Annotated in this window: 26 protein-coding genes; 11 read left to right on the top strand and 15 right to left on the bottom strand. The window is 64.2% G+C overall.

All coding sequences use genetic code 11. The features are described from left to right. Nucleotides 1-889: 889 nt before the first annotated feature. Nucleotides 890-1,834, bottom strand: a complete 945-nt coding sequence (gene ppk2 / locus AABD04_RS04315) for a polyphosphate kinase 2 (RefSeq protein ID WP_341440342.1) — start codon at nucleotides 1,832-1,834, stop codon at nucleotides 890-892. 313 nt (nucleotides 1,835-2,147) lie between these two features. Here ppk2 and AABD04_RS04310 point away from each other — a divergent pair, with 313 nt between their 5' ends. Then, nucleotides 2,148-2,351 (top strand): PspC domain-containing protein, encoded by a 204-nt coding sequence (locus AABD04_RS04310; RefSeq protein WP_341440341.1) that lies wholly within the window; start codon nucleotides 2,148-2,150, stop codon nucleotides 2,349-2,351. Between the two features lie 59 nt (nucleotides 2,352-2,410). Here the strand turns inward: AABD04_RS04310 and AABD04_RS04305 are convergent, their stop codons facing one another. Both AABD04_RS04305 and AABD04_RS04300 read right to left on the bottom strand, forming a co-directional pair. After that, nucleotides 2,411-2,578, bottom strand: coding sequence for a hypothetical protein (locus AABD04_RS04305; RefSeq protein ID WP_341440340.1), 168 nt, complete (start codon nucleotides 2,576-2,578; stop codon nucleotides 2,411-2,413). Between the two features lie 156 nt (nucleotides 2,579-2,734). Then, nucleotides 2,735-4,150 carry a glucose-6-phosphate dehydrogenase gene (locus tag AABD04_RS04300; RefSeq protein WP_341440339.1) on the bottom strand — a complete coding sequence of 472 codons (1,416 nt, stop codon included), beginning with the start codon at nucleotides 4,148-4,150 and terminating at the stop codon, nucleotides 2,735-2,737. 61 nt (nucleotides 4,151-4,211) lie between these two features. On the opposite strand from AABD04_RS04300, the gene AABD04_RS04295 reads away from it, so the two are divergent. Next, nucleotides 4,212-4,847 carry a hypothetical protein gene (locus AABD04_RS04295; RefSeq protein WP_341442949.1) on the top strand — a complete coding sequence of 212 codons (636 nt, stop codon included), beginning with the start codon at nucleotides 4,212-4,214 and terminating at the stop codon, nucleotides 4,845-4,847. On the opposite strand, the gene AABD04_RS04290 is transcribed toward AABD04_RS04295, so the two are convergent. Then, the gene (locus tag AABD04_RS04290) at nucleotides 4,844-5,416 is read right to left on the bottom strand and encodes an isochorismatase family protein (protein ID WP_341440338.1); all 573 of its coding nucleotides are present in this window, start codon (nucleotides 5,414-5,416) and stop codon (nucleotides 4,844-4,846) included. The two genes, AABD04_RS04295 and AABD04_RS04290, sit on opposite strands and share 4 nt — an antisense overlap. 21 nt (nucleotides 5,417-5,437) lie before the next feature. Here AABD04_RS04290 and AABD04_RS04285 point away from each other — a divergent pair, with 21 nt between their 5' ends. After that, nucleotides 5,438-6,244 carry an MOSC domain-containing protein gene (locus AABD04_RS04285; RefSeq protein ID WP_341440337.1) on the top strand — a complete coding sequence of 269 codons (807 nt, stop codon included), beginning with the start codon at nucleotides 5,438-5,440 and terminating at the stop codon, nucleotides 6,242-6,244. Here the strand turns inward: AABD04_RS04285 and AABD04_RS04280 are convergent. From AABD04_RS04280 to aspA, 4 genes are read right to left on the bottom strand one after another with little or no spacing between them, the layout of a single operon-like run. Then, nucleotides 6,209-6,532, bottom strand: coding sequence for a hypothetical protein (locus tag AABD04_RS04280; RefSeq protein ID WP_341440336.1), 324 nt, complete (start codon nucleotides 6,530-6,532; stop codon nucleotides 6,209-6,211). The genes AABD04_RS04285 and AABD04_RS04280 overlap by 36 nt on opposite strands. 56 nt (nucleotides 6,533-6,588) lie before the next feature. Then, on the bottom strand, nucleotides 6,589-7,473 hold the full coding sequence (locus AABD04_RS04275; RefSeq protein WP_341440335.1) for an asparaginase: 885 nt from the start codon (nucleotides 7,471-7,473) through the stop codon (nucleotides 6,589-6,591). Continuing rightward, nucleotides 7,466-8,905 (bottom strand): amino acid permease, encoded by a 1,440-nt coding sequence (locus AABD04_RS04270; RefSeq protein WP_243594469.1) that lies wholly within the window; start codon nucleotides 8,903-8,905, stop codon nucleotides 7,466-7,468. The genes AABD04_RS04275 and AABD04_RS04270 overlap by 8 nt, the downstream gene beginning before the upstream one ends. 4 nt (nucleotides 8,906-8,909) lie before the next feature. Next, nucleotides 8,910-10,349, bottom strand: coding sequence for an aspartate ammonia-lyase (gene aspA / locus AABD04_RS04265; protein ID WP_341440334.1), 1,440 nt, complete (start codon nucleotides 10,347-10,349; stop codon nucleotides 8,910-8,912). Between the two features lie 99 nt (nucleotides 10,350-10,448). On the opposite strand from aspA, the gene AABD04_RS04260 reads away from it, so the two are divergent. Then, complete coding sequence (locus AABD04_RS04260) at nucleotides 10,449-11,156, top strand: FadR/GntR family transcriptional regulator (RefSeq protein ID WP_341440333.1); 708 nt, start codon at nucleotides 10,449-10,451, stop codon at nucleotides 11,154-11,156. Between the two features lie 89 nt (nucleotides 11,157-11,245). Next, nucleotides 11,246-12,661, top strand: a complete 1,416-nt coding sequence (gene argG / locus AABD04_RS04255) for an argininosuccinate synthase (RefSeq protein WP_341440332.1) — start codon at nucleotides 11,246-11,248, stop codon at nucleotides 12,659-12,661. A 67-nt stretch (nucleotides 12,662-12,728) separates the two neighbouring features. Here the strand turns inward: argG and ligD are convergent, their stop codons facing one another. Together ligD and AABD04_RS04245 are read right to left on the bottom strand one after the other, a co-directional pair. Then, on the bottom strand, nucleotides 12,729-13,682 hold the full coding sequence (gene ligD, locus AABD04_RS04250) for a non-homologous end-joining DNA ligase (RefSeq protein ID WP_341440331.1): 954 nt from the start codon (nucleotides 13,680-13,682) through the stop codon (nucleotides 12,729-12,731). A gap of 18 nt (nucleotides 13,683-13,700) precedes the next feature. After that, on the bottom strand, nucleotides 13,701-15,161 hold the full coding sequence (locus AABD04_RS04245) for an AAA-type ATPase lid domain-containing protein (protein WP_341440330.1): 1,461 nt from the start codon (nucleotides 15,159-15,161) through the stop codon (nucleotides 13,701-13,703). Between the two features lie 153 nt (nucleotides 15,162-15,314). On the opposite strand from AABD04_RS04245, the gene AABD04_RS04240 reads away from it, so the two are divergent. From AABD04_RS04240 to AABD04_RS04225, 4 genes are read left to right on the top strand one after another with little or no spacing between them, the layout of a single operon-like run. Continuing rightward, entirely contained in the window at nucleotides 15,315-16,358 is a 1,044-nt protein-coding gene (locus AABD04_RS04240; RefSeq protein ID WP_341440329.1) for an amidohydrolase family protein, read from the top strand. A gap of 1 nt (nucleotide 16,359) precedes the next feature. Then, entirely contained in the window at nucleotides 16,360-17,124 is a 765-nt protein-coding gene (locus AABD04_RS04235) for an iron-sulfur cluster assembly protein (protein WP_341440328.1), read from the top strand. 5 nt (nucleotides 17,125-17,129) lie between these two features. Further along, a complete protein-coding gene (locus tag AABD04_RS04230; protein ID WP_341442948.1) occupies nucleotides 17,130-18,155 on the top strand; it encodes an NAD(P)-dependent alcohol dehydrogenase in 1,026 nt (341 codons plus the stop codon). A gap of 46 nt (nucleotides 18,156-18,201) precedes the next feature. Continuing rightward, nucleotides 18,202-18,525, top strand: a complete 324-nt coding sequence (locus AABD04_RS04225) for a putative quinol monooxygenase (protein ID WP_032382260.1) — start codon at nucleotides 18,202-18,204, stop codon at nucleotides 18,523-18,525. Here AABD04_RS04225 and AABD04_RS04220 read toward each other — a convergent pair. Next, nucleotides 18,522-19,433 carry an alpha/beta fold hydrolase gene (locus AABD04_RS04220; RefSeq protein WP_341440327.1) on the bottom strand — a complete coding sequence of 304 codons (912 nt, stop codon included), beginning with the start codon at nucleotides 19,431-19,433 and terminating at the stop codon, nucleotides 18,522-18,524. The genes AABD04_RS04225 and AABD04_RS04220 overlap by 4 nt on opposite strands. A 22-nt stretch (nucleotides 19,434-19,455) precedes the next feature. Beyond that, the gene (locus AABD04_RS04215; RefSeq protein WP_341440326.1) at nucleotides 19,456-20,244 is read right to left on the bottom strand and encodes an RsiV family protein; all 789 of its coding nucleotides are present in this window, start codon (nucleotides 20,242-20,244) and stop codon (nucleotides 19,456-19,458) included. Nucleotides 20,245-20,365: 121 nt separating this feature from the next. Between AABD04_RS04215 and AABD04_RS04210 the strand changes: the two genes are divergently transcribed. Further along, nucleotides 20,366-20,719, top strand: coding sequence for a VOC family protein (locus AABD04_RS04210; RefSeq protein WP_341440325.1), 354 nt, complete (start codon nucleotides 20,366-20,368; stop codon nucleotides 20,717-20,719). Between the two features lie 117 nt (nucleotides 20,720-20,836). On the opposite strand, the gene groL is transcribed toward AABD04_RS04210, so the two are convergent. From groL to AABD04_RS04195, 3 genes are all read right to left on the bottom strand, one after another. Next, on the bottom strand, nucleotides 20,837-22,462 hold the full coding sequence (gene groL / locus AABD04_RS04205) for a chaperonin GroEL (protein WP_243594481.1): 1,626 nt from the start codon (nucleotides 22,460-22,462) through the stop codon (nucleotides 20,837-20,839). A 261-nt stretch (nucleotides 22,463-22,723) separates the two neighbouring features. After that, the gene (locus AABD04_RS04200) at nucleotides 22,724-23,077 is read right to left on the bottom strand and encodes a PH domain-containing protein (RefSeq protein ID WP_341440324.1); all 354 of its coding nucleotides are present in this window, start codon (nucleotides 23,075-23,077) and stop codon (nucleotides 22,724-22,726) included. Next, nucleotides 23,074-23,448, bottom strand: a complete 375-nt coding sequence (locus AABD04_RS04195; protein ID WP_341440323.1) for a TetR/AcrR family transcriptional regulator — start codon at nucleotides 23,446-23,448, stop codon at nucleotides 23,074-23,076. The genes AABD04_RS04200 and AABD04_RS04195 overlap by 4 nt, the downstream gene beginning before the upstream one ends. Nucleotides 23,449-23,893: 445 nt before the next feature. Here AABD04_RS04195 and AABD04_RS04190 point away from each other — a divergent pair, with 445 nt between their 5' ends. Further along, nucleotides 23,894-25,759, top strand: coding sequence for a BCCT family transporter (locus tag AABD04_RS04190; RefSeq protein WP_341440322.1), 1,866 nt, complete (start codon nucleotides 23,894-23,896; stop codon nucleotides 25,757-25,759). The last annotated feature ends 8 nt before the right edge of the window (nucleotides 25,760-25,767 follow it).

Here is a 25,767-nt window from a genome sequence, read left to right as displayed (position 1 = left end):
GATCGCAGGCGGATCATCCATCGGTAGAGGACTTTCAGGTCGAACGAATGACACTTCGAACGACGAAAGCCGGGCCCGACGGTGCGTCGGGCCCGGCTTCAGGTCGTGGGTCAGACCGGCGCACCGGGGATCTCGATTGTGCCCGAGCCGCTGCCTTCCGAGCTACCGAGAGCGAGCAACTGCAACAAGATGGCGAGCAATTCCATGAAAACTCCTGGGAAAGAGAGGGATTCGATGCAGCGACAGCATCGTGAACGTTACTGGTTCGTCGGACGGACGATTCCGGTCAGCCGTTCGGGCCTTCAGGCCCGCGGCGCGACGGTAGTTCAGTCCGAGGAGGAACTGATACCCGAGAAGAGCTGGAGGAGGATAGCGAAGAGGTCACCGAGTTCAGCGGACATGCGACAGGCTCCTTGATAGAGGGGGATGCAGATCGAAAGTGACGGTCGTCACTCGATTACCTCTGCAAGGAGATTTCTACCCGGTCGGACAGCGCTCTGTACACGCAATCGAGACTAAAAGTCGAAAATCTTGGTGAGCCGTCACAAAACAGTCACGACGTCGTGGGTGTCGCGGCCGCCCCCGACGGCGACCGCGACACGACACCACTGCTTAAGCGGCGCTACCCGACGTCAGCACGCCGACGATCTGATCGACGATCGCGTCGACGATGCCGTCGTAGACGCCACTGGCAATGTCGGAAATGAACTGCGCTGCTGAACCCATGGGATCTCCTGATGCTCGGGTGTATTTACGGCCGTAGGTAATACGACCTTCCTCGTTCCTACCGCACCCACGTCTTCGGCGCAGCACCAGGTACCAACTCGAGACCTCGAAGATGTACCCTCGCAACGGTCCGCAAGAGGTTGCACCGAACTCACGGCGAAAACTACTCGCCGATCACGTCTTTCGCGCGCCCTACGAGCAACGGGTCGGTTTCGCCGACGATTTCGGGATCCTTGTTGGCGTAGTCGAACTTGTTCAGCACGAAGCGCATCGCGTTGATTCGGGCCCGCTTCTTGTCGTTGCTCTTGACGACCGTCCACGGCGCGACATCGGTGTCGGTCGCGCGGAAGTTCTCTTCCTTCGCCGCGGTGTAGGCGTCCCACTTGTCCAGCGACGCCAGGTCCATCGGCGAGAGCTTCCACTGCCGCACCGGGTCCACCTGCCGGATGGCGAAGCGGGTGCGCTGCTCGTGCTGCGACACCGAGAACCAGAACTTGGTCAAGCTGATGCCCTCGTCCACGAGCATCTGCTCGAACAGCGGTGCCTGCCGGACGAACTGGGCGTGCTGCTCGTCGGTGCAGAAGCCCATGACGCGCTCCACACCTGCCCGGTTGTACCAGGACCTGTCGAACATGACTATCTCGCCGGCTGCAGGCAGATGGGCGATGTAGCGCTGGAAATACCATTCCGTCGACTCACGCGCCGACGGCTTCTCGAGGGCGACGACGCTGGCACCGCGGGGGTTCAAGTGCTCCATGAAGCGCTTGATCGTGCCTCCCTTACCGGCAGCATCACGGCCCTCGAAGACGATGACGTGACGTCGACCGGTCTCCTTGGTCCACATCTGCAGCTTCAGGAGTTCGATCTGCAGAAGACGCTTCTCCAGGTCGTACTCCGCACGCGTCATCCGCTCGTCGTACGGGTAGTTCTCGCGCCAGGTGTCGACGACGTGGCCGTCGGGGACAGTCAGCAGTACCGGATCGTCGTCATCGGAGTCGTCGACGGTGAAACCCGACGTGTCGGCAAGATTCACGGCTGTCGTGATGTCGAGCAAGTCGCTCAGGTCGGTGCGCGCAGCCGTGCCGTTGCGGAGATCGTTGTCGGTCATCTGCCGAAAGTTAGTGCTCATCGGTGACCGATCCGTGGCGATTCGGTGAACACCCGATGCCGCCGGCTGCACGACGAGGGTGCCCGGTCCGCAAGGGGGACGGACCGGGCAGGTCGCTCGCATGTTCGGGAGCTGTGCGCCACTCGCCGAACACATCCGACGTTATCGGTCCTCGCGGCGGTAGGTCCAGGCGTCCGTTCGGAAAAGTCGACGATCTTGTTCCAGCGCAGATTTCGGGCTGTTCGTTTGTCGGGGTCGATATGGGTGAAATCCCCGATGCGCCCAAAGACGTTGCTGATGCAGACTTTTCAGCATGACATTCGAGAGCGGTTCCCCCAGAGAATTCACCCGGTCGAGTTCGCAGAAAATGATAGGAGGTGTATGCGGCGGCGTTGCCGAGTATTTCGGATGGGACGTCAACATCGTCCGACTCGCGACCGTTGCCGGCACGGTCCTGACCGGCGGCACCGTGGTGCTGATCTACCTCGCAGCGTTGATGTTGGTGCCGGTCAAGTGACAGCGAAGAACACGACAAAACCCCGGACCTGAACAACCGGTCCGGGGTTTTGCGGCCTACTACGTTGCGGAGCTCGAGATTCCCTCAGCGCTACCGGTGAACAGCCCGGTGATCGCCTCGGCGATGCCCGCAGAGATTCCATCGGTGATTCCGTCGGTGATGGGGCCGAGGATGCCGCCGTCTTCGGTGCCGCCGCCGAGCAGACCGAGGATGAGATCAAGAAACATGAGGGAGAACCTTTCGGAGGCTGTCTGTGGCCTGAGTCGCAAGTGTGACCAGGCGGCAGAAACATAACGTTCCGAACACGATCCAGTCCATTGTTTCGGACAAAAAGGACCCAGCGACTGTTTGCCGCCACGAAACCTACCGGACGGTGCGTATTCCTATCGGTCCTTCGCCTGGCCGGTGATCAACCACCCGCACGGTGCCGCGAGCTCGTCGGCCTCGGCCGGGCCCATCGAACCGGGTGCATAGTTCTTCACCGCGGGCGGGTCGTTCAAGAGCGGTGCGGCCACGTCCCACACGTGGGCCAGGCCGTCGGGGCGGGTGAACAGCGAACGGTCTCCGCTGAGCACGTCGAGAATCAAGCGCGAGTACGGGCTGAGCGGCTCGGAATCGGGCACCGACTGCAGCGGTAGCGCCAGGTGTCCGACGGAGAGGTCGAAATCCGGACCCGGCTCCTTGACCGTCATGGCGATGTCGATGCTGCCGTCACCGGACAGGTCGAACGAGAGCACCGCACCGTCTTCGGGCAGCGTCGACAGGGGACTGTCGGCGGGCTTGCGGAACACCAGCGAGACGCGCTGCTGGCCGACGCCCAGCATCTTTCCGGTACGCAACAGGAACGGAACCCCACGCCAGCGGTCGGTATCGACCCACAACTTCGCTGCGACGAACGTGTCGACCGTCGAGTTCTCGTCGACACCCTCGACATCGCGGTACCCGTCGTACTGACCGAGCACCACCTCTGCGGTGTCGAGTGGGCGGAACTGGCCGATGACCTTCTCCCGAGCCGACTGCAAGTCCTCGGCCTTCAACGACGCGGGCGGCTCCATCGCCACCTCTGCGGCCACCTGGAACAGATGTGTCACCAGCATGTCGAGTACAGCACCGGTCTCGTCGTAGAACTCGGCACGGTCGTCGATGTCGAGCGTCTCGGGCACGTCGATCTGCACCTGGGCCACGTGCTCGGAATTCCAGATCCCGCTGATCATGCCGTTCGCGAAGCGCAGCACGTGCAGGTTCTGCGTCGCCTCCTTACCCAGGAAGTGATCGATGCGATAGACCTGCTCTTCGTCGACCACCTCGTGCACGGCTTTGTCGAGTTCCTCGAAGTTGCTCTGCGAGGTGCCGAAGGGCTTCTCGTAGACCACGCGGGAACCCTCGGCAAGATCGTGTGCGCCCAGGGCCTTCGTGTAGTCGACGAAGGTGCTCGGCGGAAGCGCGATGTAGTGCACCAACTGGGCGTCGTCACCGATGTCCTCTTTCGCCTGAGCGACGACCTCTGGCAACTTGCCTGGATCGTCGACGGTGAAGCCGTTGCCCGCGAAACGGATTCGCTCCGAAAACGTCGACCAATCGGAGTCGGCCACGTTCTCGGCGAACTCGTCGAGCACGCTGCGGACGTGGTCTCGGAACTCGTCGTCGGACGTGTCCTTGCGACCGTTGCCGATCAGGACCCATTTTTCGGGCAGCAGGCCTTCGAGGTGAAGTTGGTAGAACGACGGCAGGACCATTCGCTTGGCGAGGTCTCCGGTTGCGCCGAACAGGACGAATACAGTGGGTTGCGAGGACGCCATGACCTCCACTATGCACCGCCCAGTTTGGGAGCGCACAGTGCCGACGAGGTGAGGGTGCATGATGAACAGATCACGGTTTCACGGGGAGATCTACGGGGTAGGCACAACGTCCGGAGTGCGGATCGTCGTCGGACATTGGACGCGATCGCCACTCGGCGAATTCACCGATGTCATGATCCAGTTCGCCGACGGTCGACGTCTGCTGATCGCCCCCAGCGAGGACGTACGCGAATTCGTCACCGCCACATACACGTTCGACTCCACCGAGCTGGTTCCGGTGACCTTCGCCGCGCAGCCGGACAACCTGGGTCGTTCCGCAGGCTCCACTCCTGCCGGATGGCGGTCGGTGCAGGCCGGTGATCTGTCGGTGAGAATTCGTGTTGCCGGACCCACCCTGCTGGGCCGCCTGTTGAGTCTCGTCCCCGACGCGGTGTCGACGGCACCGTGGTTCTGCGCGATCAGCGACCCCATCGCCCGAGTCGTGCTGCGCGGAGTACGCACCCGCGGCAGCGCGGGCAACGACCGACGCGAGTACTACGGTGCCAGGCACCAACATCGCGTCACCGATGTCTCGGCATCCTGGCAGGGCGAGGACCTCGGCTCGCTCACACCGGTCACTCCCCCGGTCACGTTCGGCTTCGGCAGCACCCCGGCTGCACCGTCGGTCACGTCCATCACCACGACGATCGACAGTTAGACCACCACTGCGCCGGACGCCCGCAGATCCTCGAGGGCAGCGGCGGAGGTCTCGGGCGCAACTCCCGCGACCAGGTCGGTGAGGACTCGGACGTCGAGCTTCTCGGCCACAGCGTCTTTCGCCGAAGCCAGAACGCAGTAGTCGGTCGCAAGTCCGACGACGTCGATGTCGGTGACCTCGTTGGCGGTGAGTATCGCGGCGAGGGGTGTCCCGTCCTCGGTGACGCCCTCGAACGCCGAGTACGACGGCTTGCCCTGCCCCTTGTAGACGTGCACGTCCACGGAGCCGGTCGCGTAATCGGGGTGATACTCGGCACCGACCGTGCCCGCGACGCAATGCACCGGCCACGTGGTGACGAAATCCGGGGCTTCGTCGGTGGCGAAGTGCCCGCCGTTGTCGCCCTCGGCGTCGTGCCAATCCCGCGAGGACACCACCAGGTCGTACTCGTCACCGTGGCGCGCGAGGTACGCACTGATCCTGCGCGCGACGTCTGCGCCGCCGGTCACCGCCAGCGCGCCGCCCTCGGTGAAATCGTTCTGCACATCCACTACCAACAGAGCACGAGTCATGGACCCCAGTATCCTCGACGGGTGCGCGTGTCGTCTCTGGTGACCTACCCCGTCAAGGGATGTGCCGGCTCGACGCTGCATTCGGCTCACGTGAGCGCTACCGGCCTCGAACACGATCGAGCATTCATGATCGTCGACTCCGACGGTGCATTCCGCAGCCAACGTAGCGACCCCGTGCTCGCGGTCGTCCAGTGCTCGGTGGCGGGCGGGTCGTTGACTCTCACACACGAGTCGACCGGTTCGGTGACCGTGCCCGTCGACCGCGACTCCGCGGCGCGTGAGGTCACCTTGTTCCGCACGCCGATGCACGGTATCGATCAGGGCGACGAGGTGGCCACCTGGCTCACCGAGGTGATCGGAGAACCGTCGAGGCTGGTCGCCGCACCACGCGACCACGGCCGAATCACCGATGGCATCTCGCCCGGGTCAGCACAATTCGCCGACAGCGCCGCCGTACACATCCTTTCGACCGCCACGTTGGACGGCCTCAATTCCAGACTCGACGTTGCCTTGCCGATGGATCGCTTCCGGCCCAACATCGTCGTCGACGGTTGGGACGAGCCACATCGCGAGGACGAGCTGCGGGACGTGACCATCGGCGGGGTGCGATTGGTGTACACCAAACTCGCCATCCGCTGCGCGGTCACCACCGTGGACCAGACCACCGGCGTCCGCACCGGCCCCGAACCGCTGCGCACTCTCGGCGACTACCGCCGCGGTCGACAGAATGGCGTCGCTTTCGGATCGAAATTCTCGGTACTGCAGGACGGCACGGTGACCGTCGGCGACGAACTACGCGTCGAGAGTTGGGGCGAGTCGGAGTTGTAACTCGAACGGCATGTGATTGGCCCAGCCGTTGCGTGCACGCAGCGAAACCTGCTGTCCTGCTTGTACGGTCACAGCCCTTCGTCCGGTACCCAGCGCAGCGTTCGTGCCGCGGTACCGGATGAACGCGGTGAGTTCGTGACTGCCCGGCTCGAGCGTGTAAGTCGACGGCGCGGTCCACGACTGTCGATGCTCGACGCCGTCGATGGTGACGAACGGCCGCGCCAACGTACGCACCAGCGACGCGTTCACCCAGTGCGGAGCGAACTCGATCTCGATCGTGGCGACCATAGCTCGAGGCTACTGACGTGATCGCCCACAATTCGCGTCTGCACACGGTTTTCCGTCTACGAGAACGAATGTTGGACGGTGACGTCAGTGGCTTTCGCGGCAATCAGCGCCGCCAACTGGATTCGCGACTGCCCCGCCCGCAGTTCGCGGGAGAACACCGCACCCGCATCGACCAGATCGTGCCCACCCCCGCCGCCGCCGTAGCTCGGCGAGGTCTCACCGAACGGCACCCGCGTCGTGACGACCACGTGCACCCCGGCAGCCACTGCCTCTCTCACCGCGCGGACGACACGAGCGTTGGTGTTGCCCGAGCCCGTCGCCTCGAGCACGATGCCCGACGCCCCTGCGTCGACGCAGGCATCTATCTGGACGCCGTCGGCACCGGGATACAGCGCGACGATGTCCACGCGGACCCCGGCAATGGGCGTCCACCGCAACGGTTTCGGTCGCGGCAACGCGGCGGATCGGAACGCATCGAGCCCGGTGGTGTGCTTCTTGATCGCCCCCCGCGCCGGCAACAGCCGTCCACCGAAGGCGATCAGCACGCCGCGCTCGGACCGCGCTGCCGCCACTGCCGCGGCGATATTGCTCGGGCCGTCCGGATCGGGATGGTCGGCGGTGCGCTGCGCCCCGGTGAACACCACCGGACGCTCGTCACCGTGGAACAGATCGACGTAGAGCGCCGACTCCTCCATGGTGTCCGTCCCGTGCAGCACGACCACTCCGATGCAGCCGTCGCCGACCAGTGCGTCGACCACCGCCGTACGGATGGTGTCGAGGTCCGCGAAGTCCAACGCCGAGCTGTCCTTCGACATCACCTCGCGCACCTCGACACCGTCGACGTCGATCCCGAGACCGGCCACCGGCCGAGAGACACCGTGCTCGTCGCGCCTACTGGCAATCGTGCCGCCGGTGGTCAACAACGCGACATGGTCACTCATCGGCGGCCGCCACCTCCCGAATTCTGTTGCGACACAAGTACCAACCGCCGATCAGCATCGGTGCGATGAGCAGGATCGACGCCACCGTCCAGGTACCGACCGGTTTGTCGAAGGCCATCAACACGAGTACACACGCCAAGAAGCCTAGCGTTGCGTACCCGGTGTACGGGGCGCCGAACAGCTTGAACGCAGGTCGGGTGACCGCACCGGTCTTGGACAGCGACCAGAACTTGAGTTGGCACGCCACGATGACGGCCCAGGCGCTGATGATGCCGAGAGCCGCGAGGTTGAGCACGATCTCGAAGGCCTGACTCGGGACCACTGCGTTGAGCACGACGCCGAGCAACGTCACCACCGACGTCAGCGCGATGCCGCCGTACGGCACCCCCGACTTGTTCATCCGGGCCGCGAATTTCGGTGCCGAGCCGGCGACGGCCATCGAGTGCAGAATGCGCCCGGTGGAGTACAGCCCGGCGTTGAGAGAGGACAGTGCCGCGGTGAGGACGACGAGGTTCATGATCGCGTCGGCCCCCTCGACGTCGATGGCTCCGAAGAACGTCACGAACGGACTCTCGCCGGCCTGATAACTGGTGTACGGCAACAGCAACGAGAGCAGCAGCACCGAACCGACGTAGAACACGACGATGCGAACGATGACGGTGTTGATCGCCTTCGGTATCACCTTCTCGGGGTTCTGTGTCTCGCCGGCAGCGGTGCCGACCAGCTCGATCGAGGCGTAGGCGAACACCACGCCCTGGATCACCACGATCGCAGGCAACAGCCCGTTGGGGATCAGTCCCCCGTTGTCGGTCAGCACGCTCAGCCCCGGCTCCTGCCCGTCGATGGGCGTTCCGAAGATGACGAAGTAGGTACCGATCACCAGAAAAGTCACCAGCGCAACAACTTTGATGAGCGCGAACCAGAACTCGAGCTCGCCGAACACCTTGACCGACACCAGGTTCAACCCGAGAACGAGCACCAAGCCTGCCAGCGCGAACACCCACTGGTCGACGTTGCCCAGCGGGGCCCAGTACTTCTTGAAGAAGTTCATGTACAGCGCCACAGCCGTGACGTCCACGACAGCCGTCATCGCCCAGTTCATCCAGTACAGCCAACCGGCCGCGAAAGCGACTTTCTCCCCGAAGAATTCGCGTGAGTACGAGACGAACGATCCCGAGGTCGGCCGGTGCATCACCAGTTCGCCCAGTGCGCGCAGGATCAGGAAGGCGAAAAATCCACAGAGCGCGTACACCAGTACCAGCGCCGGTCCGGCGTCGCGCAGTCGCCCGCCCGCACCCATGAACAGCCCGGTGCCGATGGCACCGCCGATGGCGATCATCTGAATCTGGCGAGGAGCCAACTCTTTTCGATAGCCGGGGTCCTCTTCGGTGAAGGCCTTGCGGGTATCGACACTCCGATTCTCGGTGCTCATCGCATTACCTCGTCGACGTCTCGGGAGCATCTGCATGCTCGACGGGGGCCACGCGCAGATTTGCGAGGTGCTCGGGACTCAGGAGTCGATCCAACTCGTCCCGGGCCAGCAGCCCCTTCTCGAGGACGAGGTCGACCACATTTCGGCCACTGACCAACGCTTGCTGCGCAATGGCCGTCGATTCCACGTATCCGAGATACGGACTCAGCGCGGTGATCAGGCCGATGGAGTTCTCGACGCGCTCACGCAGCAGGTCCACGTTGGCGGTGATGCCGTCCACGCAACGATGCGCGACGGTACGGCACGCGGCACTCAGATGCGCCATGCCGTCGGACAGGGATTTGACGATGATCGGCTCGAATGCGTTGAGCTGCAACTGTCCCGCCTCGGCCGCCATCGTGATCGTGACGTCGTGGCCGATCACCTCGTACGCAACCTGATTGAGTACCTCGGGGATGACGGGGTTGACCTTGCCGGGCATGATCGACGAGCCCGCTTGCATCGGCGGCAGATTGATCTCGTTGAGGCCTGCCCGCGGACCGGACGACAGCAGCCGGAGGTCGTTGCAGATCTTCGACAGTTTCACCGCGACGCGCTTGAGTACACCGGACAGGTGCACGAACTGCCCCACATCCTGAGTTGCCTCGATCAGATCCGTCGCGGTCACCAGCGGCAGACCGGTGATGGTGCGCAGGTGCGCGACGGCCGATTCGGTGTATCCGGCGGGTGCGTTCAGACCGGTCCCGATCGCGGTGGCTCCGAGGTTGATCTCGTGCACCAGCAGCGCCGCTTCTTCGAGCCGCGAGCAGTCCTCGTCGATCATGATGGCGTAGGTGCCGAACTCCTGGCCCAGGGTCATCGGCACCGCGTCCTGCAGCTGCGTGCGGCCCATCTTGACGACCGTGGCGAACTCGCTTGCTTTGCGGCCGAACGAATCTCGCAACACCTTCATCGAGGCGATGAGCTCGTGGACCGCGAAGATGGTCGCGATGTTCACCGACGTCGGATACACGTCGTTGGTGGACTGCGACGCGTTCACGTGCTCGTTGGGATGCAGCATGCTGTAGTCGCCGCGCGGGTGCCCGAGGATTTCCAGAGCACGGTTCGCGATGACCTCGTTGGCGTTCATGTTGGTCGAGGTGCCAGCGCCGCCCTGGATGACGTCGACGACGAACTCCTCGTGCCACTGGCCGTCGAGAATTTCCTGGCACGCCGTGCGGATCGCTTCCCCGCGAGTGGCGTCGAGGATTCCGAGATCCTGATTGGCCGACGCAGCTGCCCACTTGACGGCCGCGAGTCCGCGAACGAGGTGCGCGTTGGTAGAGATCGGACGCCCGGTGATGGGGAAGTTCTCGAGAGCGCGCAGGGTGTGGATCCCCCAATACACGCTCGACGGGATGTCACGTTCCCCGAGAAGATCCTTCTCGATGCGGGTATCGACCACGGTGCGCTCCTAGGTGGGGGTGTCCAGCTGTCCGGCTGTCTGACAGGTAGAGTGTGGCGCAGAACACCTCGTCGGTCAACCCCACGCTAGGATCACCCTATGAACCTGTCGGACAGCTGGGCAGTCAGTGCGCCCACGAATGCCCGGATGAGCGCAGCCGAGGCCGTGTTCGCGGACCTTCGCGCGGCTATCGCGTCGGGCGATCTCCCCGTCGGGCAGAAGTTGCCGTCCGAGGCCGCGCTCGCCACCCGGCACAGCGTCAGCCGGTCGGTCATCCGCGAGGCGCTGCGCTCCTGCCACGCCCTCGGACTGACCGAAACCAAAACGGGGCTGGGTACTTTTGTCGTCCGCGATCGGGTCGGGAGCGACCTCGACATCGGCAACTACGCAGCCCGCGAATTGATGGAGGCCCGCCCCCACGTGGAGATTCCCGCGGCCGGTTGGGCTGCGGAGCGCCGGACCGAAGAGGAGCTGACGGTGCTCGCCGGCCTGGCCGACGAGATGCGCTCGGAGGACGACCACGAGGCCTGGGTACTGCTGGACGCGCAATTCCACACCGCTATCGCGCGGGCGAGCAAGAACCGCGTGTTCGAGTCGATCATCGTCGACATCCGCGACGCGTTGACGCGACAGTCGGAGACCCTCAACCTCGTCGCGCACCGGCAGGAGCAATCCAACGTCGAGCACGACGCGATCGTCAACGGCATCCGATCCGGCGAGTACGACGCGGCAGCACGCGCCATGACCGCGCACCTCGATGCCGTCCGCAATGCGGTGGAGTCGCTCGCCGATCGGCCGGATCAGTAGTACTACTCGGCTGGGAGTGGAGCCTGCGGAACGACCCCTACTAGGTTGGGAGTGGAGCCTGCGGAACGACCCCCGATAGGCTGCTCCCCGTGACGAAGGTATTGAACTCCCTCCCGGTCGGTGAACGAATCGGCATTGCATTCTCCGGCGGTCTCGACACCTCGGTGGCCGTGGCATGGATGCGCGAGCACGGCGCGATTCCGTATGCCTACACCGCCGACATCGGCCAGTACGACGAGCCGGATCTGTCCGATGTGCCCGAGCGCGGCCTGGCCTACGGGGCCGAGCAGGCGCGGCTAATCGACTGCCGCGAACCTCTAGTCGAGGAGGGCTTGGCTGCACTGACCTGCGGTGCGTTCCACATCCGCTCGTCGCTGCAGACGTACTTCAACACCACTCCGCTCGGCCGCGCGGTGACCGGCACGATGTTGGTCAAAGCGATGCAGGAGGACGGCGTCTCGATCTGGGGCGACGGTTCGACCTACAAGGGCAACGACATCGAGCGGTTCTACCGCTACGGTCTGCTCGCCAATCCGGAGCTGCGGATCTACAAGCCGTGGCTGGACGAGGCGTTCGTCGCCGAGCTCGGCGGCCGCCACGAGATGTCGCAGTGGCTCACCCAGCGCACCCTCCCCTACCGTGACTCGGCCGAGAAGGCGTACTCCACCGACGCCAATATTTGGGGTGCCACGCACGAGGCCAAGAGCCTCGAATACCTCGACACATCCCTCGAGATCGTCAACCCCATCATGGGCGTCCGCTTCTGGGACCCCGAGGTGGAGATCGCTGCCGAGGAGGTCACCGTCGAGTTCGAGCGCGGCCGACCGGTCCGCATCAACGGCAAGAGCTTCGACAGCGCCGTCGACCTCGTCATGGAGGCCAACTCCATCGGTGGACGCCACGGCCTCGGCATGAGTGACCAGATCGAGAACCGCATCATCGAAGCCAAGAGCCGCGGCATCTACGAGGCCCCGGGCATGGCGCTGCTGCACATCACCTACGAGCGACTCGTCAACGCCGTCCACAACGAGGACACGGTCGCGTCGTACCACAACGAAGGCCGTCGACTCGGACGCCTGCTGTACGAGGGACGCTGGTTCGATCCGCAGGCACTGATGCTGCGCGAGGGCCTGCAGCGCTGGGTCGGCAACGTCGTCAGCGGCAGCGTGACACTGCGTCTGCGCCGCGGCCAGGACTTCACGATCGTCGACACCCAGGGCAGCAACTTCAGCTACCACCCCGAGAAGCTGTCGATGGAACGCAGCCAGGGCCAGGCGTTCTTCCCCGGCGACCGCATCGGACAGTTGACGATGCGCAATCTCGACATCGCCGATTCACGCAGCAAACTCGAGCAGTACGCCGCTCAGAATCAGCTCACCGCCTGGGGCGACCTGATCGGCGAACTGCCCGCAGGCGGAGCCGACGCCATCGCCGCGAGCAGCCCCGGCAGTTCGGTGGATTCCTCGGCACTCGACCACGCCGCCATCGAGTCCGGCACCGACTAGAACGGGCTGCCGAACTCGAAGTTATGGACGGATTTCCGCCGATTTCCGTCCATAACTTCGAGTTCGGCTACTCCTCGGGTTCCGTCAAGCCCTCATGCTCGTCTCGTTCGGCCCACTCGAGTAGCTCGTCGATGGCGAACACCGCGTCATCGATGCCCTCGTGCAGATCACCCAATTCGGCGAATCTGGCCGGCACCGTGAACATCGTGAACTCGCGCGGATCCACGCTCGCTACTTCGTCCCACGAGATCGGCGTCGACACCGTCGCCTGCTGATTGCCCCGCACCGAATACGCGCTGGCGATCGTGTGATCGCGGGCATTCTGGTTGTAGTCCACGAACAGTTTCGACGGATCGCGGTCCTTGCGCCACCACGTGGTGGTCACGTCCTCCGGTGCGCGACGCTCCACCTCACGGGCGAAAGCCAGTGCCGCCCTTCGTAAGTCCTTGAATCCATAGGCCGGGTCGATCCGAACGTAGATGTGCAGACCATGGCCGCCGGAGGTCTTGGGCCAGCCGACGGCACCGAGATCTCCCAGAGCTTCCTGCACCACCGCGGCCACGCGTCGGACTCGGTCGAAGGAACAGTCGGGCATCGGGTCGAGGTCGATGCGCCACTCGTCGGGCATCTCCACATCGGCGCGGCGACTGTTCCACGGATGGAATTCGACGGTGGACATCTGCACGGCCCAGGCCACGTGCGCCAACTCCGTCACGCACAGCTCGTCGGCGGTGCGGTTGTAACGGGGAAACGTCACCTGCACCGTCTCGAGCCAGGGCGGCGCTCCGTTGGGCACGCGCTTCTGGTGCACCTTGTCGCCCGCGAGACCCTTCGGGAAACGGTGCATCATGCACGGCCGCTCCCGCAGCGCGCGCACGATACCGTCACCGACACTCAGGTAGTAATTCACCAAATCCAGCTTGGTGGCACCGCTCTCGGGGAAATACACCCGATCGGGATTGGAGATGCGGACGATGCGGTCACCGACCGGTAACTCGATCGATGGAGAGCTGCTGGCCATGTGGTCGAGGGTAAGCGATCACGAACGCAGCGTGATGCCGTATCGATCTCGCTTGCGGTAGATGGTCGCTCGACTCATGCCGAGCTCCTCGGCCGCGTCGTTCATCGTGATGCCGGGGCGAGAGAGCACGCGGATCATCTCGTCGCGCTCGAACGTCTCGATGCGGGTGAGCCGGTGGGTGGTGCGTGAGAGCACCTCCGGCGGTAGGTGTTCGACGCCGATGAGGTCGGCTCGAACAGCGGCGTGGTGCATCACCGTCGCCACTTCCGCAACGTTGCCCGGCCAGGCGTATTCACGCAGTGCTCGCTCGGCCGCGCCGGTCAGCGTGACGGCTCGGCCACGTACTCGTCCCGCCAGGTGCAGCGCGAGCGGCCCGATGTCGTCGGGTCGGTGCCGAAGTGCAGGCAATTCGACGACCGTGCGCAGCAATCCGGCGAGTGCATGCGGCACGTCGTCGTAGTTCGATGCCGTCACCGTCACCGGCACGCCTGCTCCCGCCCGGCGCAGTAGCTCGGCCAACGTGTCCGCCGCGCGGGCGGGCAGCCTGTCGACATCGCGAATGACCACAGCGGTATCGGGTTTCGGTAGTTCGGGGGTCCACAGGTCGAGCCAGGCTTCGACGTCACGGGCAGCGGGTGCACCGGCACTGAGGATCCGGCCACGGGGCCGAGATGCTCGCAGCGCGCGGGCCAGGACGGTGGCTCGACCGGATCCTGCCTCCCCGACCATCAATACCGAACCATGATCGGCCAGAGCCGATGTCGCGGAGCCCAACGCACTTCGCCACGCCGGTGAGAGGTCGTCGACGATGCCGGATCCCGCTCCGCTGTGCGCCGTCTCGACCCGGAACACCTCACCGCGCGGAGCCGGCCGCGGCTGCTGTCCCTGCGACCGCGCGAGCATCATGGCCGAGGTGTTCCCGGCCGCCGATTGGGCAAGGGCCAGAAGCAGATCCGACGACGACTGCGACCAGGTCGTGAGATTGACGCACCCCTCGACCCGGCCAGTCAGTGGATCGAGAACGGGAGCGGCCGCGCAGGTGTACCCGGCCAGGGAGAGCGAATAGTGCTCGTCGGCTTTGACCACAGCAGGCACCCGATCCGCCAGCGCCAGCGCGAGTCCATTGGTCCCCGCCTGATCCTCTGCGTACGAGAATCCGGGTGCAAGATGAACGCGATCGAGCGCGGCCAGCAGCTCACGATCAGCGCTCACGCGATCGAGCACCAGGCCGTCGGCGTCGGTGAGCATCATCGACACCGGCTCGTTCGCCAACGTGTCGCGCAACCCGTCGAGGACTTCCCGCCCACACCGGTAGAACAGGGACTCACCGTCGTAGGTACCCGAGAAGACGGGAGCAACCTCGTCCAGCGAGACGCCGTACCGCTGACTGCGGTGCCAGGATGCCAGCAGCCGGTGGGAGACGGCAGCGAGGGGCTCCGAGTGGAGTCGGGCCCGCTCCAGACCACCGGATTCTGCCATGTGACCCACGTTACATTCACGTGTCGCAATACCGGTCCGTCGACCGTCTCGAATTGAGACAGCGAGAGGCCCTCGAGGCGACACCACCGCCTTACCGTCGTGCACAGACAAACGTGACCCACGTCACGAACCGCACTTCGGGAGGCCTACCGCATGTACACCAAGAACGACGAAAACTTCTTCATCGTCGACGCCCACGTCGCCCTGTGGGACGCGCGGCAGGAGAACCAACGGAACATCCACGGCAAGCAGTTCATCGACTGCTTCTACGACTATCACCGCAACCTCTCCCCCGAGAGCGAGCTGTGGACGTACGACGAGTACCTCTACCAGGGCGGCGAGCGGTTGATGCACGACCTGTTCGAGATCGGGTACGTCGATCACGCCATCTTCCAGCCGGCGCACCTCGGTGAGTTCTACAAGACCGGGTTCGGGCAGACGGAGGAAGCGTCGGCGCTTGCCGCCGCACACCCGGACAAGTTGACCTACAACCACCACTTCGACCCGCGCAACGGCGAGCGTGGCCTCGACCAGCTGCGCGCCGACGCAGAACGATTCGGGCTGACGGGCGTCAAGCTGTACACCGCCGAGTGGCACGGTGACTCGCGTGGATACAAGCTCGACGACGACTGGACGCGCCGCTACCTCGAGGTGTGCCGCGAGGTCGGCATCAAGAACATTCACGTGCACAAGGGGCCGACCATCCGTCCGCTCGACCGCGATGCGTTCGACGTCGCGGATGTCGACCACGTGGCGACCGACTTCACCGATCTGAACTTCGTCGTCGAACATTGCGGACTGCCGCGACTCGAGGACTTCTGCTGGATCGCCACCCAGGAGCCCAACGTGTATGCCGGACTCGCTGTGGCCATTCCGTTCATGCACACGCGCCCGAAGTACTTCGGTCAGATCATGGGTGAGCTGCTGTACTGGCTCGGCGAGGACCGCATCTTCTTCTCCTCCGATTACGCGCTGTGGACACCCAAGTGGCTGGTCGAAGGATTCGTCGACTTCCAGATCCACGAATCCCTCGACGAATACGCACCCATCACGCTCGAGCAAAAGAAGAAGGTACTCGGACTCAACGCCGCCAAGCTCTACGACATCCCGGTGCCTGCAGAACTGCAGCTGCCCGACGCCGACGAGACCGAGACCGGACCGCGTCAGCCCGAGCGCGCCGATCTCGCGGCGGTGTGAGATGACGACCGCTACCACTACCAGGAAGGACGAGGCCTACGCCGCCCTCGGTGTCGTCCTGGATCCCGAATTGGACGAGCCCATCACCGATCTCGGCTTCGTCCGATCGCTCGAGGTAGACGAGGGCACCGTCCACCTTCATCTGCGGTTGCCCACGTCGTTCTGCTCGCCGAACTTCGCGTACCTCATGTCGGGCGACGCGAAGGACGTGTTGACGGCATTGCCGTGGACCGAGCATGTTCTCGTCGAACTGGACGACCACCACGACTCGGACAAGATCAACGCCGGCCTCGCCGCCGACGCCGGGTACCGAGGCACCTTCGGCCACGAAGCCGAAGAGGACCTCGAGGAGCTGCGAGCGACGTTCCGCCGCAAGGCGTATGTGGCGGCGATGGAACGGTCACTCATGGCATGGTTGCGCGCCAATCCCGACTCGACCGAGAACGACTTGGCCGCAGTTGTTCTCGGAGACCTTCCGGATGATCGCACCTCGACCGCGCTGCTTCGCCGCCGCGAGGCACTCGGCCTGAGGGTCGATCCGGCGGCATCGGCATTGGTCGACCACACCGGCCGACCACATTCCGGCGATCTGACAATGGTGATGCGGCGTGCCCGCGCCACCCGTGTCTCGATCGACGGCAACGCGCACTTCTGCCGCGGATTGCTGCAGACCCGCTACCCGGGGTCGGAGGAACAGCAAGTACCTCGCGTGGAAGGCGCGTTCATCCCCCTCACCGCATTTACTACACAGGAGCATGTTTCATGAGCACGATGCGCGCAGTCCAGGTGGTCGGGTACCACAAGAACCTGGAGATGACCGAGGTACCGATTCCGGAAGTACAGGGCCCACTCGACGTCATCGTCAGGATCGGTGGGGCAGGCGTGTGCCGCACCGATCTGCACATCCTCGAAGGCCAATGGGCCGAGAAGTCCGGCGTCACACTGCCTTACACGATCGGCCACGAGAACGCCGGGTGGGTGCATGCCGTCGGCTCGGCCGTCACCAACGTGCGCGAGGGCGACAAAGTGATCCTGCATCCACTCGTGACGTGTGGACTGTGCCGGGCCTGCCGGTCCGGTGACGACGTGCATTGCGAGACGAGTGATTTCCCCGGCATCGACACCAATGGCGGATACGCAGACTATCTGCGGACCAACGCCAGGACAGTCGTGAAGATCGACGATTCGCTAGAGCCGTCCGCGGTCGCTGCGCTCGCCGATGCCGGCCTGACGGCGTATCACGCTGCAGCCAAAGCGGCCCGACGGCTGACTCCACGCGACAAGTGCGTCGTCATCGGCGCAGGCGGATTGGGCCACATCGGTATTCAGGTACTCGAGGCGCTGTCCCCCGCCGAGTTGATCGTCATCGACCGCAACGCCGACGCTGTGAAGCTGGCGCTCACCCTGGGCGCAGATCACGCGGTGGTCGCCGACGGCAGCCAAGTCGATCAAGTCATGGAACTCACCGGCGGATTCGGAGCCGAGGTGGTGCTCGACTTCGTCGGCGAGAACGGCTCCACCGCAGAGGGATTGGCCATGACCCGACGGGCCGGTGACTATCACGTCATCGGGTACGGCGAGAACGTCGACGTGCCGACCATCGACCTGGTGTCGGCGGAGAAGAACATCGTCGGCAATCTCGTCGGGTCCTACAACGACCTGTGCGATCTGATGTCGCTCGCCGCACGAGGTGCAGTGAATCTGCACACGCAGAGCTACGCACTGGACGACTTCCAGAGCGCCATCGACGACCTCGACAACGGACGGGTTCGCGGCCGCGCGATTCTCGTACCCTGAAATCGGGTAGTAACCACCGACACAACCCCAACAACGAGGAGCAACGTTGATCTTCATCACCGCCAAGTTCAAGGTCAAGCCCGAGCACGCGGACAACTGGCCCGAGATTTCACGCGACTTCACCGAAGCATGCCAGGCCGAAGAGGGATGCCTCTGGTACTTCTGGTCGCGCACCCTCGACGACCCCACCGAGTACGTCCTGGTGGAGGCGTTCAAGGATCCCGATGCCGGTGCCGCCCATGTGAATTCGGATCACTTCAAGCAGGCCCAGAAGGATCTCCCGCCGTACCTGCAGGAGACCCCGAAGATCATCAGCCAAGAGGTCGACGGCACCGACTGGAACGAACTGGGCGAGCTCGCGGTCGACTAGTTCGAGTCGCGATCCCGGACCACCTGGCCCAACGTCACGATGGCGTCGGCGAATTGCCCAGGCAATTCCTGCGGCGGGTTGTGGCCGCAATCGACCTGACGAACGTCGAGCAGATCGGTGAAGTGCGCCGCGTGGTCCGGGCGGCCGTACAGCGAGGCGACGGTGTCCTCGGTCGGATCGATCACGACCGTGGGCACCGTGATCCTCGGCTGCTGTGTCAGCAACTCCTGCGTTTCTGCATAGGCCGCATCCCCCATCTCGATGCCGTATCGGTGCCGGTACGAGTGCACGGACACGTCCACGAAGTCGGGGTTGTCGAACGACGGTGCGGTGGCGGCGAATTCGGAGTCTCCGAACCGCCACGTCGGCGACCAATCCGTCCACAGTGTCTGGGCGATCTCTGCCCGGTAGGCCGCGAGCCCGGCCCGGCCCCGCTCGGAGTGCAAATAGTACTGGTACCAGTACCGCTTCTCGAGGTGCGGCGGCACCGGCGTGGACACTGCCGCCTCGATGTCCTGGATCAGGTATCCGGAGACGCTGACCAAGCCGGACACCAGCTCCGGCCACAGCGCGGCGACGACGCAGGCGGCGCGGCCACCCCAGTCGTAGCCCGCAACGATGGGCTCGTTCAGTTCCAGCGCGATGATCAGCTCACGGAGGTCGTGGCCGATCGCGGCCTGCTCACCGGAGCGCATCGTGTCCGCGTCGACGAACCGGGTGGGCCCGAAGCCGCGTAGGTACGGCACCACCACGTCGTAGCCGGATTCGGCGAGCAGCCGGGCGACGTCGTCGTAGCAGCGCGGGTCGTACGGAAACCCGTGCAACAGCACCACCGCATGGCCGGCCGGATCACCGAAGCGGTCGTAGGACACATCCAGCACCCCTGCACGAATCATCATGAAGTCCATGTTCGCATTGTCGGGCCGAGGCTCAGCTGCTGAGCACGTCCTGCATGCCGGGAGCGAGGACGTCGGACAGGTCGGTCCACGGGACGGTGATGCTGATAAGCCCGATTCCGTACGCCCCCACCTGGTAGTCCCCGAAGTGAATGTTCATCCCTTCCGGCGATGCCGTCCAGTTGCCGAAGTTGGCCACCGTCGGCTCGATGCCCGAGCGCTCGAAGCTGTCGCCCGCGCGGGTGGTCGGCAGAATCTCCGCTGCTCGTTCGGACAGCCGCGACAGGCCGGAATCCAGGTCGGTGAAGGCATCTCCGAGAGAGATCGGCTGCGCGGTGTCGGCATCGATCGTCACAGTCGCAATCAGCGAATTGCCGTGCGCTCCGGGCGGTACGGCGATCCAATCGGTGATCTGTTCGGCACTGATCACGCGCCGCCCGACATAGGTCGTACCCGTCGAGTAGCCGTCGCTGAGAGCGAAGTCGTATCCGTAGTCGTCGTCGATCTGATCCTGCAACGCAGCTCGCATCGACTCGTTGAACTCCGCGGTCACAGCGGGATTCCCGCCACTGAGCTGCGGAATCGCGACGTCGTAGGTGGCACGCTCCGTGGATCCGGTGACTCGAGTGCTGCCGACGACGTACGGCTCGACGGCACTCGAGGTAGTGGTCGGCGTTGTAGGCGTCGGTTCGGCGCGCTCGGTGGTGACCGTGGCATCAGTAGTCGTCGGTGCGGACGCGGGCGTGGCGGTTCCCGAGGTGGAACAACCCGCTAGGGCCGCGGTCACAGCAAGTGCGGCGGCCATCGAGCGAGTACGAGTCATGACCGACCCTAACCACTGCGCGGCGACTCACTCAATAGGAAACAACTGCGGAGCACCGGCTCCGCAGCTAGCGTCGAACCGTCCGGTTCGTGTCGACCGGCCACGTTTCGGAGGGAGTTCGATGAGAACCAGGAGCATCATCACCAATCTTCGCGTGCCGAACGTGGACGCGGCCAAGTCGTTCTACACCGAGTTTCTCGGTCTGCGCTCGGAGGAGTTCGACATGGGCTGGGTTGCACGGCTTACGTCACCCGATCGCCCGGTCAGTGTTCAGTTGGTGACGCATGACCAGAGCGCACCGGAGGATTCGGTCATGTCGGTGCTCACCGACGATGTCGACAGCGCATACGCCGAAGCACAGAAGCTGGGATACGAGATCGTGCATCCGTTGACCACCGAGCCGTGGGGTGTGCGCCGCTTCTTCGTTCGCGCTCCCGACGGCAATGTCATCAACATCGCGTATCACCGGGACTGACTACATCGAATCCGGTGCAGCCGACCGCGCTGAGCGCGGCCCATTGCACCCGATTCGAACACGAAAAAGCCCGACCCCCTCGAAAGGGAGTCGGGCTTTTTCAGCGAGGGGCTGGACTCAGAAGTCCATGCCGCCCATGCCACCGGTCGGATCGCCAGCGGGCGCTCCGGCCTTCTCGGGCTTGTCGGCGACGACGGCCTCGGTGGTGAGGAACAGAGCCGCGATGGACGCTGCGTTCTGCAGTGCCGAGCGGGTGACCTTGACCGGGTCGTTGATGCCTGCAGCGAGCAGGTCCTCGTACTCGTTGGTCGCGGCGTTGAGGCCGTGACCTGCGGGCAGGTTGGCAACCTTGTCCGCAACGACGCCGGGCTCGAGGCCTGCGTTGAATGCGATCTGCTTGAGCGGGGCGGACAGTGCGACGCGAACGATGTTCACGCCGGTTGCCTCGTCACCGTCGAGCTTGAGGTTGTCGAGTGCGGGCGCTGCCTGGAGCAGTGCCACGCCGCCACCGGCGACGATGCCTTCTTCGACGGCTGCCTTGGCGTTACGCACGGCATCTTCGATGCGGTGCTTGCGCTCCTTGAGCTCGACCTCGGTTGCCGCTCCGGCCTTGATGACTGCAACGCCACCGGCCAGCTTGGCCAGGCGCTCCTGCAGCTTCTCGCGGTCGTAGTCGGAATCGGAGTTCTCGATCTCGGCGCGGATCTGGTTGACGCGACCGGCGATGGCGTCGGAATCTCCCGAGCCCTCGACGATGGTGGTCTCGTCCTTGGTGATGACGACCTTGCGTGCCTGACCGAGCAGCTCGAGTCCGGCGGTCTCCAGGGAGAGGCCGACCTCTTCGCTGATGACCTCGCCACCGGTGAGGATGGCGATGTCGGCGAGCTGCGCCTTGCGACGGTCACCGAATCCGGGAGCCTTGACGGCGACGGACTTGAAGGTGCCACGGATCTTGTTCACCACGAGGGTGGAGAGAGCTTCGCCCTCGACGTCCTCGGCGATGATGACGAGCGGCTTACCGGACTGGATGACCTTCTCCAGCAGCGGCAGCAGGTCCTTGACGGTGCTGATCTTGGAGCTGACGAGCAGGATGTACGCGTCTTCGAGGACGGCTTCCTGGCGCTCTGCATCGGTGGCGAAGTACGCCGAGATGTAGCCCTTGTCGAAGCGCATGCCCTCGGTGAGCTCGAGCTGCAGGCCGAAGGTGTTGGACTCCTCGACCGTGATGACGCCTTCCTTGCCGACCTTGTCCATGGCCTCGGCGATGAGCTCGCCGATGGACGGGTCGCCTGCGGAGATGCCAGCGGTAGCAGCGATCTGCTCCTTGGTGTCGATCTCCTTGGCGGACGCGAGCAGCGACTCGGTGACGGCTGCAACAGCCTTCTCGATGCCGCGCTTGAGGCCGAGCGGGTTCGCGCCGGCTGCGACGTTGCGCAGGCCTTCACGGACGAGTGCCTGAGCGAGAACGGTGGCGGTGGTGGTGCCGTCGCCTGCGACGTCGTCGGTCTTCTTGGCGACCTCCTTGACGAGCTCGGCACCGATCTTCTCGTAGGGATCTTCGAGCTCGATCTCCTTGGCGATGGAAACACCATCGTTGGTGATCGTGGGAGCTCCCCACTTCTTCTCGAGTACGACGTTGCGACCCTTGGGGCCCAACGTCACCTTTACTGCGTCGGCGAGGGCATTGAGGCCTCGCTCGAGGCCACGGCGTGCCTCTTCGTCGAACGCGATGATCTTGGCCATTGCGAAGTGATCCTCCGGATTGGGGGTGACACATTGCTGGCCGAGCTCGGTGCCCGCGACGGACGACCAGGGGTGTCGTTGATTCCCCGGCCTCACCGTGTCCCGACCTGGCACTCACGTGTCGAGAGTGCCAACTGCATTTCTAGCACTCGGCCATGGCGAGTGCAAGGTCGTCCGCCGACGGTGAACCGCGACAACACCCATTCCCGACGCCACCGCGCCGCGGACGTCGCGAGCAGGGGCCCTACACCGACTCCCCCGTCACGCGGCAGCGGCAGCGTTGTTGACCAACTGCACCACCGAACGCGGATCCTCCACCGACAGGATCAGACGCTGATACTCCTGCTGTTCGAGCTCGATCACGATCGTGTCGGCACTCCCGGTGACGTTGTAGAACGTCTTGACGCCATCGCGGTGGAACGTGCCCGCGGTCTTGCCCGGCAACCCGAGCCCGGGTGCTCGAATTCCCTTGGGCTCCTTGCTCGCTCCCGGATCATGAGTGGCACCGCGCACGTTGCCCAACGGGATCTCGAGCTTGCGAGTGAACGACCACACCTTGTCGAGGCCTTTAGGTTCCACCACCAGTTTGCCGTCGAGCACGGTCACGGTATTCATGTACTGCCTCCTTCGATTGCTGCTTTCGAGTCGATACCGGCGCGCACCAGCAGCCGTTCACCGAGCACGTGCGCGATGGCCTCGGCGGACCTGTCACGGAGACTCTCCGCGCAGACCTCGCGAACGTGCTCATCGAACGGTGCCAGTTCCAGCAACGCCACCAACAGCAGGTCGACATCCCATTCGGAACGCGTCAGCGCGGCAAGGAACAATCCACGCTTGCTGCCGAACGCCTGGTAGAGACTGCCGCGGTGCAATCCGGTGGCGCGCAGAAGTTCGTCGAGCGACGTTCCTTCGTAGCCTGTGGAACGAAACTGTTCGGCAGCCGACGTCACTACCGTGGCCTCGTCGAAGCTTCTGGTGCGTCCCATGGACCGAGCATCGCAGATTGATGACCGATCGGTCAAGAACGATCGGTCAAATAAATCACGCCACCGGTTGCGGTGTTGGCCAGTTCGACGGGTCCGAACCGTAGACGTCGGTCTGCGCCCTCGACGCTCCCTCTCGGGCTCAGACCCCGATTACAACCTCTCACTCAGGAAATCGCTTGCTACACAGCTCCGCGGTGCTTGCCGCGAGACCGCGGGACGCGTCCGCAATATCGACAGAATTGCAGTCCTTTCGGGTGCTTGGAGCGCCTCGAGGGAAACCGCACGCGGGCCTGTTTCCCAGTTCGGCAGCCGTCACGAGTTTCGCCACCAGCGCCGATGTCGTTTATGGTGAATGCCGGTACTTGACCGAAACAAGAGAAGAAGAACGGCAAACCGATAGTGGTCAGCCGATTGCGGTGACTCGAGTTGTAAGGAAGTCAAGTAAGTGAAAGCAATAAAGGAAGCCTGGGGAGGCCTGCTCAAGCCGGTCTTCATCCCAGCATCGATCATCATCTTCGTCATGATCGCCTTCTCCGTGATCTACGCGAGCACGGCGGCAGATTCGTTCGACAGACTCAACAAGGCCATCACGGCAGGCGTCGGCTGGTGGTACATCCTCGCCGCGACCGGTTTCGTGCTGTTCGCCCTGTACTGCGGATTGAGCCGCGTCGGCAACATCCGCCTCGGCCGCGACGACGAGAAGCCCGAGTTCGGCGTCCTCTCGTGGTTCGCCATGCTGTTCAGCGCGGGCATGGGTATCGGCCTGGTGTTCTACGGTGTTGCCGAGCCGCTCTCGCACTACGTGACGCCCCCCGAGGCCGGTGGCCTTCCCGGCAGCACCGACCCGGCTGCGCGCCAGGCCATGGAGCTCACGCTGTTCCACTGGGGTCTGCACGCCTGGGCCATCTACGTCGTCGTCGGCCTCGGCATGGCGTACATGACATACCGCAAGGGGCGGCCGCTGACCGTCCGCTGGCTGCTCGAACCGTTGCTCGGCCGCAAGCGCATCGAGGGCCCGATCGGTCACACCATCGACACCGTCGCGATCGTGGGCACCCTGTTCGGTGTTGCGACCTCACTCGGATTCGGCGTCCAACAGATCTCCGCGGGCCTCGAATTCCTGGGCTGGGTCGAGACCACCAACCTGTTCGTGATCGTGCTCATCGCAGTGATCACCGGCATCGCCACGTTCTCCGTGGTCAGTGGCGTGTCCAAGGGACTCAAATGGCTCTCGAACATCAACATGGGACTGGCGGCGTCGCTCGCGCTGTTCGTGCTGCTCCTCGGTCCGACGCTGTTCCTGATGCAGTCCTGGGTTCAGAACCTCGGCGGCTACGTTCAGGCCCTGCCCGAGCTGTCCCTGCGCACCTCCCCCTTCTCCGACGACGGATGGGCCGGCGGGTGGACCATCTTCTACTGGGGTTGGTGGATGAGCTGGGCACCGTTCGTCGGCATGTTCATCGCACGCATCTCGCGTGGACGCACCATCCGTGAATTCGTCTTCGGCGTGCTACTGGCACCGACCATCGTGGGATCGCTGTGGTTCACCATCTTCGGCGACACCGGCATCCTGCGTCAGCGCAACGACGGCGATCTGCTCGACGCCGAAGGAGCGGTGAACAACAACACCAGCCTGTTCCAGGTACTCGACGGCCTGCCCATCGCCGTCCTCACCAGCGTCATCGCCATCGCGGTGATCGTGTTCTTCTTCGTGACGTCCTCGGACTCGGGGTCGCTGGTGATCGACATCCTCGCGACCGGAGGCGAGCTGGAAACCCCGAAGATCACGCGCGTCTACTGGGCCGTCCTTCAGGGCGTGGCGGCAGCCGTCTTGCTCCTGGTCGGTGGAACCAGTTCTCTGACTGCGTTGCAGACCATGTCGATCGCGACAGCGGTGCCGTTCTCGATCGTGCTGGTGCTGGCGTGTGTGTCGATGCTCAAGGCGTTCCGCTACGACGTCGCTACGACCCCGCGTTATCTACGAGTGACCGCGACGCCGGACGTCACGGAGGACGAGCCTGCTGCGTCCGCACCGCTTGCACGACGAAAGCGAGCCACCGCAGGGATTTCATCGACGTTCTCGGGGCTCACACCCTCGCAGGAGGGAATGACGCCGTCGAATGCCGACGGAAGCGTCGTGCTGGCAGTTCAAGAGGTACCCACCGAGCAACTCGAGATTCATCCGGAGACGGGCGCAGTCGAGTACTCCGGCGACAATGCTCCGGTCGATCCCTTGGGCGGCGAGGTCTTCGACACTCAGGAGTTCGCGGACTCCGCCGAAGGACACAACCAGAACAACCACTCCAGCTGATCCGACTC

The organism is Rhodococcoides navarretei (genome assembly GCF_038069675.1).
In the GTDB taxonomy this organism is placed as follows: domain Bacteria; phylum Actinomycetota; class Actinomycetes; order Mycobacteriales; family Mycobacteriaceae; genus Rhodococcoides; species Rhodococcoides navarretei.
This window is presented reverse-complemented; position numbering and strand designations above follow the sequence as displayed.

Excerpts from the sequence above, each read along its gene's own strand:
- AABD04_RS04200 (WP_341440324.1), bottom strand. The coding sequence starts at position 23,077 with ATGAATACCGTGACCGTGCTCGACGGCAAACTGGTGGTGGAACCTAAA.
- AABD04_RS04300 (WP_341440339.1), bottom strand. The coding sequence starts at position 4,150 with ATGGCGTCCTCGCAACCCACTGTATTCGTCCTGTTCGGCGCAACCGGA.
- groL (WP_243594481.1), bottom strand. The coding sequence starts at position 22,462 with ATGGCCAAGATCATCGCGTTCGACGAAGAGGCACGCCGTGGCCTCGAG.
- AABD04_RS04235 (WP_341440328.1), top strand. The coding sequence starts at position 16,360 with ATGACGACCGCTACCACTACCAGGAAGGACGAGGCCTACGCCGCCCTC.
- AABD04_RS04310 (WP_341440341.1), top strand. The coding sequence starts at position 2,148 with ATGACATTCGAGAGCGGTTCCCCCAGAGAATTCACCCGGTCGAGTTCG.
- AABD04_RS04230 (WP_341442948.1), top strand. The coding sequence starts at position 17,130 with ATGCGCGCAGTCCAGGTGGTCGGGTACCACAAGAACCTGGAGATGACC.
- AABD04_RS04280 (WP_341440336.1), bottom strand. The coding sequence starts at position 6,532 with ATGGTCGCCACGATCGAGATCGAGTTCGCTCCGCACTGGGTGAACGCG.
- AABD04_RS04245 (WP_341440330.1), bottom strand. The coding sequence starts at position 15,161 with ATGGCAGAATCCGGTGGTCTGGAGCGGGCCCGACTCCACTCGGAGCCC.
- AABD04_RS04290 (WP_341440338.1), bottom strand. The coding sequence starts at position 5,416 with ATGACTCGTGCTCTGTTGGTAGTGGATGTGCAGAACGATTTCACCGAG.
- AABD04_RS04295 (WP_341442949.1), top strand. The coding sequence starts at position 4,212 with ATGAACAGATCACGGTTTCACGGGGAGATCTACGGGGTAGGCACAACG.
- ppk2 (WP_341440342.1), bottom strand. The coding sequence starts at position 1,834 with ATGACCGACAACGATCTCCGCAACGGCACGGCTGCGCGCACCGACCTG.
- ligD (WP_341440331.1), bottom strand. The coding sequence starts at position 13,682 with ATGGCCAGCAGCTCTCCATCGATCGAGTTACCGGTCGGTGACCGCATC.
- AABD04_RS04305 (WP_341440340.1), bottom strand. The coding sequence starts at position 2,578 with ATGTTTCTTGATCTCATCCTCGGTCTGCTCGGCGGCGGCACCGAAGAC.
- AABD04_RS04260 (WP_341440333.1), top strand. The coding sequence starts at position 10,449 with ATGAACCTGTCGGACAGCTGGGCAGTCAGTGCGCCCACGAATGCCCGG.
- AABD04_RS04195 (WP_341440323.1), bottom strand. The coding sequence starts at position 23,448 with ATGGGACGCACCAGAAGCTTCGACGAGGCCACGGTAGTGACGTCGGCT.
- AABD04_RS04270 (WP_243594469.1), bottom strand. The coding sequence starts at position 8,905 with ATGAGCACCGAGAATCGGAGTGTCGATACCCGCAAGGCCTTCACCGAA.
- AABD04_RS04275 (WP_341440335.1), bottom strand. The coding sequence starts at position 7,473 with ATGAGTGACCATGTCGCGTTGTTGACCACCGGCGGCACGATTGCCAGT.
- AABD04_RS04210 (WP_341440325.1), top strand. The coding sequence starts at position 20,366 with ATGAGAACCAGGAGCATCATCACCAATCTTCGCGTGCCGAACGTGGAC.
- AABD04_RS04215 (WP_341440326.1), bottom strand. The coding sequence starts at position 20,244 with ATGACTCGTACTCGCTCGATGGCCGCCGCACTTGCTGTGACCGCGGCC.
- AABD04_RS04240 (WP_341440329.1), top strand. The coding sequence starts at position 15,315 with ATGTACACCAAGAACGACGAAAACTTCTTCATCGTCGACGCCCACGTC.
- AABD04_RS04220 (WP_341440327.1), bottom strand. The coding sequence starts at position 19,433 with ATGGACTTCATGATGATTCGTGCAGGGGTGCTGGATGTGTCCTACGAC.